The 16,668-nt window shown below is 33.1% G+C and carries 15 protein-coding genes; 14 read left to right on the top strand and 1 reads right to left on the bottom strand.

What is annotated here, in order from left to right; translation table 11 throughout:
* The first annotated feature begins 22 nt into the window (after positions 1-22).
* The 14 genes from E7X56_RS07400 (at position 23) to E7X56_RS07340 (ending at position 13,591) form a co-directional block, all read left to right on the top strand.
* Positions 23-550 (top strand): hypothetical protein, encoded by a 528-nt coding sequence (locus tag E7X56_RS07400; RefSeq protein ID WP_135606172.1) that lies wholly within the window; start codon positions 23-25, stop codon positions 548-550.
* Between the two features lie 9 nt (positions 551-559).
* Positions 560-2,074: a glycosyltransferase family 39 protein gene (locus E7X56_RS07395; RefSeq protein ID WP_135606171.1), complete on the top strand. Its 1,515-nt coding sequence runs from the start codon at positions 560-562 to the stop codon at positions 2,072-2,074.
* 202 nt (positions 2,075-2,276) lie between these two features.
* Positions 2,277-3,212 carry an SDR family oxidoreductase gene (locus tag E7X56_RS07390; protein WP_135606170.1) on the top strand — a complete coding sequence of 312 codons (936 nt, stop codon included), beginning with the start codon at positions 2,277-2,279 and terminating at the stop codon, positions 3,210-3,212.
* 88 nt (positions 3,213-3,300) lie between these two features.
* On the top strand, positions 3,301-4,224 hold the full coding sequence (locus tag E7X56_RS07385) for a glycosyltransferase family 2 protein (RefSeq protein WP_244603448.1): 924 nt from the start codon (positions 3,301-3,303) through the stop codon (positions 4,222-4,224).
* A 38-nt stretch (positions 4,225-4,262) separates the two neighbouring features.
* Complete coding sequence (locus tag E7X56_RS07380) at positions 4,263-5,387, top strand: glycosyltransferase (protein ID WP_135606168.1); 1,125 nt, start codon at positions 4,263-4,265, stop codon at positions 5,385-5,387.
* 19 nt (positions 5,388-5,406) lie between these two features.
* Positions 5,407-6,558 carry a glycosyltransferase family 1 protein gene (locus tag E7X56_RS07375; RefSeq protein WP_167879477.1) on the top strand — a complete coding sequence of 384 codons (1,152 nt, stop codon included), beginning with the start codon at positions 5,407-5,409 and terminating at the stop codon, positions 6,556-6,558.
* Positions 6,548-6,682 (top strand): hypothetical protein, encoded by a 135-nt coding sequence (locus E7X56_RS12205; RefSeq protein ID WP_256360052.1) that lies wholly within the window; start codon positions 6,548-6,550, stop codon positions 6,680-6,682. The genes E7X56_RS07375 and E7X56_RS12205 overlap by 11 nt, the downstream gene beginning before the upstream one ends.
* Before the next feature lie 26 nt (positions 6,683-6,708).
* A complete protein-coding gene (gmd, locus tag E7X56_RS07370) occupies positions 6,709-7,779 on the top strand; it encodes a GDP-mannose 4,6-dehydratase (RefSeq protein WP_135606166.1) in 1,071 nt (356 codons plus the stop codon).
* The gene (locus tag E7X56_RS07365) at positions 7,769-8,707 is read left to right on the top strand and encodes a GDP-L-fucose synthase (RefSeq protein ID WP_135606165.1); all 939 of its coding nucleotides are present in this window, start codon (positions 7,769-7,771) and stop codon (positions 8,705-8,707) included. Before gmd ends, E7X56_RS07365 begins: the two co-directional genes overlap by 11 nt.
* On the top strand, positions 8,697-9,497 hold the full coding sequence (locus tag E7X56_RS07360) for a glycosyltransferase family 2 protein (protein ID WP_135606164.1): 801 nt from the start codon (positions 8,697-8,699) through the stop codon (positions 9,495-9,497). The genes E7X56_RS07365 and E7X56_RS07360 overlap by 11 nt, the downstream gene beginning before the upstream one ends.
* Positions 9,494-10,870: a flippase gene (locus tag E7X56_RS07355; RefSeq protein ID WP_135606163.1), complete on the top strand. Its 1,377-nt coding sequence runs from the start codon at positions 9,494-9,496 to the stop codon at positions 10,868-10,870. Before E7X56_RS07360 ends, E7X56_RS07355 begins: the two co-directional genes overlap by 4 nt.
* Positions 10,871-11,040: 170 nt before the next feature.
* On the top strand, positions 11,041-11,283 hold the full coding sequence (locus tag E7X56_RS07350; protein WP_135606162.1) for a hypothetical protein: 243 nt from the start codon (positions 11,041-11,043) through the stop codon (positions 11,281-11,283).
* Between the two features lie 128 nt (positions 11,284-11,411).
* Positions 11,412-12,365 carry a glycosyltransferase gene (locus tag E7X56_RS07345; RefSeq protein WP_135606161.1) on the top strand — a complete coding sequence of 318 codons (954 nt, stop codon included), beginning with the start codon at positions 11,412-11,414 and terminating at the stop codon, positions 12,363-12,365.
* Positions 12,362-13,591 carry a glycosyltransferase family 4 protein gene (locus tag E7X56_RS07340; protein ID WP_135606160.1) on the top strand — a complete coding sequence of 410 codons (1,230 nt, stop codon included), beginning with the start codon at positions 12,362-12,364 and terminating at the stop codon, positions 13,589-13,591. Before E7X56_RS07345 ends, E7X56_RS07340 begins: the two co-directional genes overlap by 4 nt.
* Here the strand turns inward: E7X56_RS07340 and E7X56_RS07335 are convergent.
* Entirely contained in the window at positions 13,576-16,491 is a 2,916-nt protein-coding gene (locus E7X56_RS07335) for a glycosyltransferase family 39 protein (RefSeq protein WP_135606159.1), read from the bottom strand. The genes E7X56_RS07340 and E7X56_RS07335 overlap by 16 nt on opposite strands.
* Between the last annotated feature and the right edge of the window lie 177 nt (positions 16,492-16,668).

Raw genomic sequence — 16,668 nt, 5'->3', positions numbered from 1 at the left:
GTTTTATTAGCTACAGAAACGTGTGAAAACGATCGATGCTTCAGCAATAAAATTAATTCTTCTTGAAAGCTTTATTACATTTTTTGCTGTTGCTGTTATCATAACAGTTTATCTTCAACTAAATCCTTTTATATTTCCCGGACTCCAAACCAAGATCAACTGGTTCTTTTCACTATATCTCTTACTTTTAGCATCAGCTTACTATGCTGAGATCATACGGTACTCTATTAGTGGAATAATTGTTCCTGTTAAGCATGCTGCCTTTTATGGCATACCATTTAGTAAAAAAGTGGCAAAGAAATTGGAAATTTTATATGAACAAGTAGACCTATCCTACAAAAAAAGTACTGAATTTGAATTAATAAAAATTGGCTCAAATAATGTATTTCAATTAATGCTAACAATTTTTTGTATATTGTTAGTCATCAAAGAGCTAAATGCTAACTTGATAGGATCAAATGTAATCCGATTTTTACTGAGTATTTTGATAATTTTTGGTGCGGCTACAGTGATGATAAGTAGATTTGACAACTCTAATGTTAATTATTAAATTGAGATTATGACATTTAAACAAAAAATAAGTGACGTTAACAGAGCTGAGTTAAAAGTAGCTCTATTGATCGGTATGATCACTGTGGTGGGCTTTTTGCTTCGAGTTTACCAACTCGGAAATCAATCATTATGGCTCGATGAAGCGATATCATCTAATGCTGCAGCAGCACTTTTGCAATACGGTTCACCTGTATTTCCTTCGGGATATATCTATGGCCGGGCAATTTTGAACACATATTTAATTGCATTATCATACAATATCTTTGGAGTAAGTGAATTTGCAGGAAGACTTCCCAGTGTTATCTTTGGCACGTTGACAATACCAGTTGTATACTTCATAGGTGCAAGACTGGAAAATAGAAATGCTGGTATTCTAGCTTCGATATTCATAGCATTCTCTGTTTGGGAAATAATGTGGTCACGTCAAGCCCGCATGTATCAACAGCTACAGTTTTTCTACTTCGCTTCAATACTATTGATCTACGAGTTCAATAATAATAGAACAACAAAAAATTTCATTTTACTCGTAATATGCATATTGGGCGCTATGTCCAGTCACTTATTTGGTTACGTGCTCATTCCTATCGCTTTTATTTACTTCCTGATCGGAAACATTGACATTGCTAAAAAGATACAGATAAAATCTATAGATATGCGACCTGTGGTTTTGTCATTAGCGATTCTAATGATAGTGATATTTGCTACAGATCTTACTTGCGTAATATCTCAGGTCTTCAATACAAGATATGATTATTTTGGATCTTATATTTATTTTTTAGAGGACTGGGTCCCTTTATTTTTCTATTTAGCCCCTCTTGGAGCAGTTATGTCTTTTCAGAAAAGACCAGGGTTGGCAATGCTCTTGATAGTGTCTTACATAATTCCTTTTTATTTCATCTCATTTCATGTTAAACTTCTTGGGTTTAGATATCTATATTTCATCTTTCCGATATTAGTTTTATTTTCATCTTTGTTGATTATAAAGCTGACAAAAAACAAAAATGAACAACTTTTACCGAAGTTGCAATTGCCTAATGTGAAGGTTTTTATTAATTCAGCAATCATAATTTTGCTGTTGTTAACATCTGTAGCTCAATTTCAATTAACCCCTGAGGATAATTACAAATTGGAACCCAGAACCCCACAAGCAGAGTTCAAAGAAGCCTACAATACTATCAATACAAACATGGGTCCTGATGATGCAATTATAGCTGGTTGGACACCACTTGCACAATATTATCTTGGCAGATGTGATTACTGGCTGGCATTTCCCATAACCGGGACAGGAATTGACGATTTCCTAATAAATAATACTCAATATGATGTTTATGCCAATGCAACGGCAATCAGAGATGTACAGGCATTGGAGGATGTGGTGGATGCTCATGATCAAGGCTGGATCGTTGTGGATGATATGACACAAAGGAGTATAAGCCCTGAAATGACATCTTATTTATCGAATGATACTATCTTTAAAGTGGAAAGTTATGATTCTCTCATAGTTTACAGATGGGACTTATAACTCTACGATGAAGTAGGGAATAGCAATTAACTTATCACGATCAGATAACTATTATTATGGATTTTGCTTCATTGTATGAGCCACAAAATTTAATTATATAATATGTAATACTTCGATTTTGAAACTTTTTATTAGGTCATTATAACGAATATATGAGACAAAGTCAAAACATTTATATACTATCATATATTTTTAAACCGTCATGCGGTGTATTGTAACAGGAGGCGCTGGCTTCATTGGTTCCCATCTGTGTAACCAGTTGCTAGATATGGGTACAGTCGTATGTCTGGACAATTTTGATCCATACTATGATCCACAGGTTAAACGGAAGAATATCGAGTCATTCATGGACAATCCTGATTTTGAACTTGTGGAGGGCAATATACTTGATAAGCAGCTGTTATACGAGCTCTTTGAAGATGTAGATTATGTATTCCATAATGCAGCACAGGCTGGAGTAAGAATCTCGGTGGATAATCCTTCCAAATCACATTCTGCAAATGCTACAGGTACATTGAACATACTCGAAGCTGCGGTGAAGACCGGAGTAAGCAAGGTGATCAATGCATCTTCGTCTTCAGTTTATGGTAAGGTCTCATATCTACCGTTCGATGAGAACCATCCGAATCTACCGGTATCTCCATATGGTGCATCGAAACTTATTGCTGAGCATTACTGTCGTGTCTTCAATGAGCTCCATGGTCTTGATACTATATCCCTCAGGTACTTCACCGTCTTCGGTCCCAGGATGAGACCTGATCTGGCGATCAACATTTTCACCAAAAAAGCCCTGAACAATGAAACCATCGAAATATTTGGGGATGGAACTAAGACAAGGGATTTCACATTTATTGATAATATCGTCGATGCAAACATACGTGCAATGAAAAACGGCATAGGCGAGTATAACATAGGCGGTGGAGAGCGCATCAGCATCCGTGAGCTGGCAGAGAAGATCGTCTCCATCACGGACAGTGAATCAGAGATCATCTACAGTGAATCTATGAAAGGTGATGCTGAACACACGTGGTCTGATGTAAGCAAAGCTTCCAGTGATCTCGGATACAGTCCGAAGATAGGTCTGGAAGAAGGATTGAAGCGATACGTGCAGTGGTACATTGAATCCACGGATCAATGAGGTGATCTAACTGAAAAGAGTTACTGCTTCTTTAGAGAATGCTAATAATAATAGGGATCCTGAGGAGGATCCTATTGATATATCGGTCGTGATTCCCTTACTTGATGAGGAAGAGAATATACAACCTCTTGTGGAGGCGCTTGAGAACGCTCTTGATGATTACGATAGGACGTACGAGGTCATATTCATCGATGACGGTAGTACTGATGGCACGTTCAAAGAATTAAAAGCTGCCCACGAGAAGAATCCGCACATCAAGATTCTCAAGTTCAGGAAGAACTTTGGCCAGAGCGCATCCATGAAGGCAGGTTTTGACCATGCAAAAGGGAATATCGTGATCAGTATGGATGGTGACCTGCAGAACGATCCTACAGACATTCCTCGGCTGGTGGAGATGCTTGAAGCCGAAGATTGCGATGTGGTCTGCGGCTGGCGAGCCGATCGAAAAGACCCCCTTTCCAAGACGATCACTTCTAAGTTCGCCAACCTGCTAAGACGAAGCATAACCAGTGAGTTCATCCATGATTCAGGTTGTACCCTTAGAGCATACCGTAACGAATGCGTAAAGGATTTGGAACTGTACGGTGAGATCCACAGATACATCCCTGCCATGCTGCTCTGGAAAGGCTACTCCATAGGAGAAGCAAAAGTAAAACACCACCCACGAGCCTATGGTGTCACTAAGTACAACTGGAAAAGGGTAGTCAAGGGATTTCTTGACCTGATCGTTATCAGTTTCTGGCAGAAATACTCAGTCAGACCGATCCATGTATTTGGAGGAGTAGGATTGATATCCTGTTCTGCCGGTGTCCTGGTTGGGGGCTGGTTGGGCATCCAGAGATTGTTCTTTGGAATGGGTCTTTCAGATCGTCCTCTATTCCTGGTAGCAATATTGATGATCATGGTCGGGGTACAGTTGATCGTGTCCGGGATCCTGGCTGATATCATGCTTAAGATCTACTATGGAGGAGAGGGTAGGAAGAATTATCTGGTTGAAAATATTTTTGAATGAATGGGTTATGCTAAATTATGATTTCGATGTGAAAAACTATGAAAAAGAATAAAAATGCATTAGTTATTTTAGCTTCTCCTTTTTATCTGGATAAAGGTTCTTCAGTTAGGGCAAGATCAAACATAATTGCCCTAGCAAACGCAGATTTAGAGATTGATTTATTGACCTATCCCGTAGGAAATGATTATAATATAATTAATGTAAATCATATTAGATGCAAGATACCTTTCTACAAAAAAGTTAGTGCTGGACCTTCATTATCTAAAATGTATGCAGATATTCTTCTTTTTTTAAAGGCCTCTTTTTTAATGATCACAAAAAAGTATGATATTGTCATTGGAGAAGATTTCGAAGGCGGTTTCATTGGATTAGTATTATCGAAATTTTTTAAGAAACAATTTATTTATGAAATGTATAACCCATTAAATGAAACACTTAGGCCTTATATTAATAACAGCATGCTGTTACATATATCTGCTAAAATTGATTCTTTTTTGGAAAAAGGAGCAAAAAATATAACTGTGGAATGGAAGTATGAGAAGGAAAGAATATTAAGCAACTATTCTGATAAAAATATCTCTTTAGTACACGATGCTTTTCCAAAAGAAATAAAACCATTGCAGAATTTCAATGAAAATAAATATGTTTTTTATGCAGGCAATTTTAAAGATTATCAAGGGATTCCTTTTTTTATAAAAGCATTTAAAAAATATTTTGAAATAGACGATAAGATATCTTTAGTCCTTGCGGGTGGAAACTATCAGGAAGTTCAAAAGTATGCACAAAAATTGAACATGTATGAATCTGTTATTTTTACAGGCAATTTGAGCTTAATTGAAACAAATTACTTTATAAAAAACAGTCTCTTTTGCATTTTGCCACGAGTTATAGATGGCCCTCCAGGAATGAAAGCACTGCATTATTTTTCTCAAGCAAAATCAATTTTAGCTACAAATCTAAGTTGTAACTCTAAATTAGTTGAAAATAATAAGAGTGGCTTATTGGTAGAGCCAAATGTAGATGATATGTCCAAAGGGATTCAAAAAATGGTGAATGATGAAGAATTTCGCAAATCATTAGAATATTATATCCTTGAAGGAAAAATTGGCACTCAAGAAAAAGCAAATGAAGGTATGCAAGATTTGGTTTTGAACTTAAAATAATAATAGGTTTATGATAATTATGGGCACTACAAAAGAGAAAGAAATAAAGTTTAACATAAAAGTAGGTTATGACGCAAGGACCTTTAATTTACCCGGCGGCTCAAAAACTTATGGAACCAATTTGATAACTCATTATGATAAAAATAACACTTTTTTATTCGGACTCGAAAAATATGGCTCGTACAATTGTGTTCCATCTAAAATAAAGCCAAATAGCATCCTAAGGTTAGCTTATGAAAATATAACAATTCCATATTTGGTTAAAAAAAATAATATAAAGTTGTTTCATGGTTTAAAAGGAATTGTGCCTTATTTTGGAAAGTTCATTAAAATTATAACTGTTCATGATTTAGTTCCAATAATACACCCCGAATCTATGAAATTTAAAGACTATATATATTGGAATTTTATATTTCCTATTTATCTTAAAAAAGCGGATAGAATTATTTGTATTTCTAAAAGTACACAAAATGATTTACTAAGTAAATTTAATGTTGATGAAGATAAAATAAGATTGGTTTATCAGGGTATTTCAAAGAATTTTAAAATTAAAGCTAAAAAAGACTCATATGAAAATATTCATCGTTGTTTTAAAAAAAATAACATGATGGTTGCTGATATTGAAAATAAGACTATTTTATTGAGTGTAAATGTACTAAGCCCTAGGAAGAACATTGCCAGAACCATTGAAGCTTTTGATATATGTGCTGAAACCGATCCAAAATTAATTCTATTTATAGTCGGCAAAAAAGGATGGGCTTATGATCAGATTTTTAACACATATAGAAAGACAAAAAACACAAAAAGAATCTTTTTCATGGATTATGTTGAGGAAGACGTTCTAATTAGCTTTTATAATGTTGCCAAAGCTTTCGTTTATCCATCCCTTTATGAAGGATTTGGTCTTCCTATATTGGAAGCACAAGCTTGTGGTTGCCCAGTGATTACATCTAATGTGAGTTCTATGCCAGAAGTTGCAGGAGAAGGTGCAATATTGGTTGACCCTTATAGCGTGGAAGAAATTGCGAGCGCGATATCCAAAATAACTTCTGATGACACATTTAAAATTAGCTTATCCATTAAAGGATTTAATAACTGTATGATGTTTTCTTGGGAAAAATGTGCAGAAGAAACATTAAAAGTTTATGAAGAGGTTTGCAATGAAGGATGATTATTTTCCTTTAGTAAGCGTAGTAATGCTAAATTGCAACGGATTAAAATATTTAAGAGAAACAATTCCTCCACTTTTGGAATTAGATTATCCAATCTATAATTTTGTTGTAGGAAATGATTGATTAGTTTAACTAGGAGGTAATACAAAATGAAGACAGCATTAATCACTGGGATTACGGGGCAGGATGGAGCGTACCTTGCTGAATTCTTACTGAATAAAGGATATATAGTCCACGGAATCAAAAGGAGATCATCTTCTTTCAATACAGAACGTGTAGATCACCTTTACAAAGATCCTCATGAAAGGAATGTCAACTTTTTTATGCACTATGGTGACCTGACAGATTCTACAAACCTTATTCGAATTATTCAAGAAACACAGCCAGATGAAATATACAATCTTGCAGCTCAAAGTCATGTGCAGGTTTCTTTTGAAACTCCTGAATACACTGCAAATTCTGATGCATTGGGAACATTGCGGTTGCTTGAAGCCATCAGAATATTGGGGATGAGCAAAAAGACAAAATTTTATCAAGCTTCTACGAGTGAATTATATGGAAAAGTTCAGGAAATTCCACAAACCGAAACAACTCCATTCTATCCTAGAAGTCCTTATGGTGTAGCCAAACTTTACGCATATTGGATTACAATAAATTATCGAGAAGCATACGACATGTTTGCATGTAATGGAATTCTTTTCAACCATGAATCGCCTATTCGGGGAGAAACATTTGTTACCAGAAAAATATCAATGGCTGCTGCAAGGATAAAACACTGTTTACAGGAAAAACTATACCTTGGTAATCTGGATGCAAAAAGAGACTGGGGATTTGCCGAGGATTATGTTGAAGCCATGTGGCTCATGCTCCAGCAGGACGAACCTGATGATTTTGTTATCGCAACCGGTGAAACACATTCTGTAAGAGAATTTGCTGAACTTACATTCAAAGAACTTGGAATTGATATCAAGTGGCAAGGGGAAGCTGTTGATGAAGTAGGAATTGATTCTAGTACAGGAGAAGTATTGATAGAAATCGATCCTGCTTATTACAGACCAACAGAAGTAGAGATACTGATCGGTGATCCTACAAAGGCCAAAGAAAAACTTGGATGGGAGCCAAAAGTTAAGTTCGAAGAACTTGTAAGGCAAATGGCAAAAGCAGAAGAAGAAAACGTATTTAGAAAAATACTGTTAGAAGGTAATTTCCATGGAAAATGATTCAAAGATCTATGTTGCTGGACACAGAGGGCTAGTAGGTTCAGCTATAATGAGGAAATTAGAGTCAAAAGGACATAACAATCTAATCTACCGGACCCATCAGGAACTAGATCTAACTAACCAACAAGAAGTCAACGACTTCTTCACCCAAGAAAAACCAGAATATGTTTTCCTGGCAGCAGCAAAGGTTGGAGGAATTCTTGCAAACAATACCTATCCTGCAGAATTCATCTATGATAACTTAATGATAGAGGCAAATGTGATCAATGCAGTGCATAAATATGGTGTTAAAAAATTTCTTTTCCTTGGTTCCTCCTGTATTTATCCCAAATACGCACCTCAGCCCATGAAGGAAGAATATTTACTTACAGGAGAACTTGAACCAACCAATGAAGCCTATGCAATAGCAAAGATTGCTGGTATCAGACTGTGCAAGCACTACAATCAGCAATATGGAACAAATTTTATATCTGTAATGCCAACAAACCTCTATGGTCCGAATGATAATTTTGATTTGCAGACGTCCCATGTACTGCCTGCACTTATTCGCAAATTCCATGAAGCAAAGATCAATAACGAACCAAAAGTTGTTATATGGGGTACAGGAAAGCCATGCAGAGAGTTTTTGCATGTGGATGACATGGCAGATGCATGCGTCTACCTAATGGAAAACTTCGATGCAGAAGAAATCGGAGAATTTGTGAATATTGGAGTTGGCAAGGATGTTTCAATTACTGAACTGACCGAAATAATACGAGGAGTTGTTGGTTTTGAGGGTAAAATTGTGTATGACACTTCTAAACCTGATGGAACCCCTCGAAAATTGCTTGATGTTAGTTTATTGCATTCTTTGGGTTGGAAACATAGAATTTGTTTAAAAGAAGGCATTCAAAGTACTTTTGAGTGGTATCGTAAGCATGAATTCTAAAAACGATCTTAAAATTACTGTAATAACGGTTGTTTATAATGATATTCAGCATATTGAAGAAACGATTAACTCAGTAATTGATCAGACTTATGATAATGTTGAATACGTCATTATAGATGGTGGCTCAACGGATGGAACTGTTGATGTCATTAAAAAATATGAAATAAACATAGATTATTGGATTAGTGAACCAGATAAAGGTATTTATGATGCAATGAATAAAGGTATTTTGAAGTCTACAGGAGATTATGTTCATTTTCTTAATTCTGGAGATACTTTTTATGACATGGAAGTCATTTCAAAAATTGTAGATGTAATTCGGAAGAAAAATGTTGATTTAATTTATGGCAAATCACTTAGATTATATGAGAATTATAAATCTATATCACCAATTACTATAAAAAAATTAAAATATGGTATTATGCCTTCACATCAAGCGACATTTGTTGATAAATCTTTTTTAATTAATATGGGTTGTTTTGATTTACAATATAAATCATCCTCCGATTTTGATTTTTATTGTAGATCTTATTTAAGCGATTGTGTTTACTTAAAGTTAGATATTATTATTGCTAATTTTTTATCTGGGGGATTTAGTTCTAATAAAGCTATTAATTATTTTGAGACATTCCATATTATAGAAAAATATTTTGGGAAGTTATATGCTTATCGCTTTTATTTTTTTAAAATCATTTTAGAACAAGGGACAAAAAAAGCACTTACACGTTTAGGATTAATTAAATTGCTAGCAAAATTAATCAAAATAAATAACAAAAGACAAGTAAAATGATAACTAAAAGTCTTATAAAAATCATGCCTTCTTTCATACGGAAGAAAGTTAAATATAATCAGGATTTACGAAAAATAATTGGAAATATTAATTGGCTCACTCTTGAAAATATTTTACGCAATTTGATCGGTTTATTCTTGGTCGCCTGGGTTGCCCGTTATTTAGGTCCTGAGCAATTTGGTTTGATGAATTATGCTTTGGCTTTTGTTGCGTTGTTTTCTGCTTTAGCAACCCTAGGTCTGGACAATATTACAATAAGGAATATTGTTTCAGATCCTGAAAAAAAAGGAGAATATTTGGGAAGCACTCTTTTGTTAAAATTTTTTGGTTCACTGATGATGCTTATTATTTCAGCTATAGGGATATTCTTAATAGAACCAAGTAACACGTTAGTTCAACTGTTTGTTGTTATAATAGCATTAGGTTATGTCTTCAAATCCTTTGACACTATAGATTTATGGTTTCAATCACAAGTTCAATCAAAATATTCTGTATTTTCTCGTTCGATTGCTTTTCTCATAATCTCAATATTAAAAGTAGGCTTGGTCATTACACAAGCTCCTTTGATTGCTTTTGTGTTGATGTATGCATTAGACAGTTTATTGGCTGCATTATTATTAGTTTATTTGTATCACAAAAAAGCCACATTTTCTTTCTTTGAATGGGAAATAAAGTATGATGTAATGAAGAATTTACTAAACGATAGCTGGCCTTTGATATTATCAGGGATTGCTATTATGGTATATATGAAAATTGATCAGGTAATGATCGGAAATATGATTGGAGACGCTCAGCTTGGAATTTATTCTGCGGCAGTAAAATTATCTGAAGCTTGGTATTTCATTCCCATGATTATTTCAGGTTCAGTGTTTCCTGCAATACTAAATGCTCGTAAAAAAAGCAATGAATTATATTTAAAGCGAATGCAAATGCTATATGATTCATTCACCTGGTTTACTATTACTGTTGCTATGATTACAACCTTTATGGCTCCATTTATTATTCGAATAATATATGGAGTTGAGTATATTGAGGCAGCCACTGTTCTATCAATACATATTTGGGCGGGAACCTTTGTATTTTTAGGTGTGGCTAGTTCTAAATATTTGGTGGCTGAAAACTTAACAAAAATTTCTTTTCACAGAACACTAATTGGTGCAATAACTAACGTTATTTTGAATATTATTTTAATTCCTAAGTATGGCATATTTGGAGCTGCAATTGCAACATTAATTTCATATGGAGTTTCAACTTTTTGTATATTAATTCCAGCTAAAAGCAGAGTTGCAGGATTTAGTTTATTGAGAAGCTTCAACTTAGCAAAAATAATTAAGAAAGCATTAAAATGGTTAAAACAAAATGAAAATTTGTGACATTTGAATTTAAACTTCATTATTACATATCTAAAAATAAAAAATAATTGTAAACGGTGCTGGAACTAAATTCAATGGTTGGATAAATGCAGATACAAATATTTTTGATATTACTTCGTTCAGTAATTAGCAAAAAATTTTTAAAATAAATGAGATATCTAATATTTTAATTGAGCAGGTTTGGAACATCTGACAAAAGAGGAATCAAAAAGGCCTTAGATAATTGTTTCAAATTTCTAAAGAAAGGTGGTAGATTACGCATTGTATTCCTTGATGAAAATTTCCCTGATAAAGATTATATTAATTATATAAAACCAGAGGTTCATGGAGCAATTTTAGATGACCACAAAATATTGTATACTATACAACACTTAGTAATGAATTTGCAGATGCTAGATTTATGGTCAAATTAGTCGAATATTTTGATGAAAATGTCGTTTTTTGAAAAACAAATGGTCTGCAGAAGAAGGATTTATTCATAGAAGTCTTGAGTTTAATAAAAGGAATAAAAATGAATTAAAGTATACTTCTTTAATTATAGATGGAATTAAAAATGAAACTAGCACCGATTGTACTATTTGTCTATAACCGACCTGTTCACACTAAGAGAACAGTTGAATCTCTGTTAAACAACACATTATCTTCTCAAAGTATCCTCTATATCTTTTCAGATGCTCAAAAAAGAGAAGAGGATAAGTCCAAAGTAGAAGAAGTGAGAAAATATATTCATTCAATTGAAGGTTTCAAAGAAATACATTTAATCGAAAGAAAGAAAAATTTAGGTTTGGCAAAATCAATTATTTCTGGTGTTACAGAAGTGATAGATAAATATGATACTGTTATTGTATTAGAAGATGATTTAGTGACCTCTCCTAAATTTTTAACGTATATGAATTACTTGTTTAATGAATATGATAATCAAAAAAATATATTTTCCATAACAGGCTATAATCATCCAAAAAGTTTAATGAAAATTTCTGACAACTATCCTTATGATGTATATTTTAATCCGAGGGCATGTTCTTGGAGTTGGGGTACTTGGAAAGATAGGTGGGATAAAGTTGATTGGGAAGTAACTGATTTAAAAAATTTCATTCAAAATAAAGACCTGCAGAAAAAATTTAATTATTCCGGTGAAGATAAGTCTGAAATGCTCATGAAACAAATGAGAGGGGAGATCGATTCCTGGGCAATACGATGGGATTATACACATTTTAAGAACGATTCCTTTTGTGTATATCCAGTAAAATCATATGTAGACAACATAGGTAATGATTCAACAGGGGTCCACTGTGGTAAAAATACCAGATTTAATCAATTGAATTTAAATCTACTAGAAACACCAAAAGTACCTCCTAAAATTGAAATAAATCATGAAATTATGAGTGATTTCAGAAAGGTCTATAAAGAGAACATATTCAAAAAAATCATATATGGTGTAATTAAAGATACATCTTTTTATAAATATTATCGAAAAATAAGGTATCAAAAATGAAAGTCTTACATTTATGTACAAATGATATTTCAGGTGGAGCAGCAAGAGCTACTTACAGGTTACATACCGGTCTAAGAAAAATTGGTATAGATTCCTGGATAGTTGTTCAAAAAAAACAAAGTGATAATCCTTATGTAATTGGTAAATCCAGTTTTTTTTGGCGTGGCATTTTTTTTGTCCAAAGACAGATAGAAAAACTTCAAGTAAGGATATATTTTGGCCGAAAAAAAGAAATATTTAGTATTGGTAACTTTCCTAATTTCTTTTTAATCAGAACGATTAAAATAATGAATCCTGATATTATTAATCTTCACTGGATCAATGGAACTTTTCTATCAATTAATCAACTTGAAGAATTAAGTAAACTAAATAAGCCTATAGTTTGGACTCTTCATGATTCGTGGGCTTTTACAGGGGGTTGCCATATCCCGCATTCTTGCAAAAAATATGAAAACAAGTGTGGTAACTGTCCTATATTATGTTCAGGCAAAGAATTGGATTTAAGTAGAAATATATGGTTAAATAAGAAAAGAGTTTTTGATAATGTTAATTTCACTGTTGTAACTCCAAGTAACTGGCTAAAAGGATGTGCTGAAAATAGTTCTTTATTAAAAAATAAAAATGTAATTAGAATTCCGAATTCGATTGATTTAGATGTCTTTAAGTTACTTGACAAAAGAAAAGCAAGAAAAGATTTAGGTTTGTCAGATAAGAAAAAATATTTATTGTTTGGTGCTATGTCTGCAACGACCGATAAAAACAAAGGATTTGATTTACTTTTAAAAAGTTTGGTTTTTTTAAAAGAACAACCCAATATAGAATTATTAGTATTTGGGAATAATAAAGATTTTGAAATAAAAGCAAAAATGCCAGTTCGATATTTTGGTTTAGTTAGAGAACAAGAAAAATTAAATCAATTATATTCTGCTGCTGACGTTACGATTGTTCCTTCTAGATCAGAAAGCTTTTCATTGGTTTCATTAGAATCAATATCTTGCAATACTTCTGTTGTTGCATTTAAAATTGGTGGCATTCCTGATATAATCGAACACAAAAAAAATGGTTATCTTGCTAATCCATTTGATGTAGAAGATTTAGCAAAAGGGATTGAATTTTGTCTTTCAAATAATAAATTAGGACTACATAAAAGAAAAAAAGCAGAAAAAGAGTATGCCTTAGAGATTCAGGCTAAGATGTATGAGGATTTGTATCAATCTTTACAATAAATAGTGAAACCTATAAATCTTGCTTCTTCTCTAAAATTATTTTTAATTTCAGCAATATCTGAGTTTTCTAAAAAATGATTTGCATGATCGCTCAGAATTATGCATACCTTTTCATTTGAAATTATAGAATTATATTCATCTCTATCTTTTATAACTGGTGTATTTGTATAGACTTGTCTATATACTTCTCTATTTTCATCATAATAATGTGTATAATGTTGATCAAAAACGTTTTTGAAATCAAGCTTATAATCCGTTTCCACTCCAAAAAATTTCTCTTTTTGAATATTATATTCAGTATTAATTATAACATATTCTGAAAGGTTATTTTTCAAGTAATTATACATTGGTTCGTATTCATGGTACCCAATTTCGCTAGGAAATACAGGATATCCTTTTGAAAAAATTCGATCTTTATCATCTTGCAAAATACTTACGGTCGTAATTAGAAAGAAAATTAATAGGATTGCAATAATTTTCTTATTCTGAAAACTATTCATAACTTTTTCCAATCCATAAAAGGATAATAAATAGAATAGTGGTAATAAGTAGATCATAAGTCTCATAACTTGGGCAGATTCACTTGATATGTAATGCAATAATAAAAGAGGCACTATTAAAAAATATATAATTTTATTATTATCATTGAACATTATATTCCCTATCATTCCAATAATAAAGAATAATGTAAAAAACAGATAAATACCAAAGAAAAAATTATTAAAATTAAAATGTTCAGATGCAGTATTTGTAGTACCCGTTAATAAAGCATCCATTAATGAAGTTAGATTTACAAAATTAGAAATTAATAATAACCCAACAATACAAAGTATAAGCAAAAATAAAATTTTTTCTCCACTATCGAAATCAAATATTTTTTGTAGTTTTCTCTGTTTTATCTTACATTTATGTGATTCAAACAAAAATAAATATATAAATCCAAATGCTGTTGCAATAGGAATAATATATTTTGTTACATCGTTCATTAAAAAATAATTGCATATATTAATAAAAACTACAATAAATACATAAATCAACCCATTCGATTTTTGATATGAAATGGTATCATTTAGTTTGGATATTAAAAAAGCTAAAAATAGTAACATACATTCAAGAAATACATAATGTCTTATGTAAAAATGATTAAAAACTAACCAAGAACTTAATACAAATGTAAGTAATAATACAAATCTTATTTTTTTATTTGATATAATAGATTTTGAAGTTTCAGATAATAATAATAAATTTATAAATCCTAAACTGATCGGCACTAATTTTGCAACAAATAAACTCATTCCAAATATTGAAAAAAAGAAAGCAATTAAATATGAAATAGGCGCTCCTCTGACATACCCCTTATCCTCTAAATATGTATTGAGTATTGGAAATTCTCCAGTTTCAACTAAGCTTTTAGCCGCTATAATGTGATGGTATTCATCAGGATGATTGCCGGGATACTGAAACATCGAAAATTGAACAAAAAAGTATATGCCAACAATCAAAATCAGTCCAGCACTATACCACCCCTCCTCTTTATACATCCACCTGACAGAATTATATAGCAATCTTGTAATCCATACAAAAGGTGCAATCAATACCCGAAATACCAGATTACCATAATTCCCTTCCTTCCAGTTTTCAGAGATAGCATAATCCAGATTCAAGCCTGTTAAAAAGGTAAACTTCCTATCAAACTCTTCTTCTCTTTTCCTTTCTGCCCTTTCTTCCCGATTTTTTTCCAGTTTTATTTCTGCCTCAACCCTTTCCCTGTTTAAGCAAAAGGTAAAAATACCAAAAATAATCGCAGCTACCATGATCTCTGTTTTCAAGTCATCGAGTGGCCATGGGATGTGGGATAATAGGGTCAGGATCAGCAGTAAGTAAAATGCATAGGGTATAGCATCATTAATCCATCTGTACCTGAACTCATGTTTGTTTTCATGATCTCCTTTATGCAGTAATGAGGAGATTGGTACGGTTCTTTTCAAGTAGTAAGTGGCTGCACCGAGAATGAGGGTTGCCAAGGTTATCGGTGTTTTCAAAGTTTCAGGTAGCAATAATAATGCACTTGATTGTATTGCAAGGACCAGTATCAATCCTAGGAATGTGTGGGAGAAGATACTGTTAATCCTCTCATGTCTGAGATCGTTTCGATCGAAGTTTCGGATGCATTGAGTGAGGGGGGTCAGCCATTCCCTGTTCAGATATGCTGCGAAGGTATCGATAATTTTAAATCTGGAATAGTTTCGATTAAGCTCTTGGATGATTTGGAGGTGATGACGTACCTGTTCTCTGTTGAAGTATATGGAAAGGATTCCTATAGCAATGGTCACCTTTGTTACCTGTAATCCTACACTTGCAAGAGGATACCAGTGCACTATCATATTCAGAATAGCCAGCAACAGCATACCATAGAACAACAATGAGATATATCGATAGATGGTCTCATGGTCGATCACATACGATCTCCAGGTCAATTTTGGATGTAATGTATATGAGAATGTCTTTTCAGATCTTCGCAGGTAGAATGTGGTAAGACCGAGGGCAAGAGTTGCTGTTACAATAGGTACTGCTGCACTGCTTGAGACCAGGTATGGGAGGTAGCAGAATATAGCACTGGTCATAAGGGCATAGAATGTATAGCTTATCAGTTTATTAGATCTCTTGAAACGGATGGTATCCGTTCTCTCAAGTTTTCTCACATAGAGGAAGACGTGGATGTATGTAGATATGAACAGAAGGTAGAGCAGCCGTTCTCTCCCGATATAGAAGTCTACATAGCCGGGCAACACCAGCAGATCTATTCCAAAGAACAACAGGGAAACGAGTGTTAGATTCCTGAAAACATCGATTGCAAGCGTTTCAAGAGTTTCTTTATCGAAGGGTAAGTTTGAACTCATTTAACATCACATTTTCACACTAATTTTTTAAAGCGGATGCTCGTTTATTCTCTACAAATATCTGAATGGAATGTTATTTTTTTGGCTTGTAGTTGTTGTTAATTCTAAATCATTTTCCTTAAAGAGTTTTTCCTAGTTCATAAATATTTCGAACCCAACTTTGACAGTCAAAATTAA

The organism is Methanococcoides sp. NM1 (assembly GCF_900774285.1).
Taxonomy (GTDB): domain Archaea; phylum Halobacteriota; class Methanosarcinia; order Methanosarcinales; family Methanosarcinaceae; genus Methanococcoides; species Methanococcoides vulcani.
This window is presented reverse-complemented; position numbering and strand designations above follow the sequence as displayed.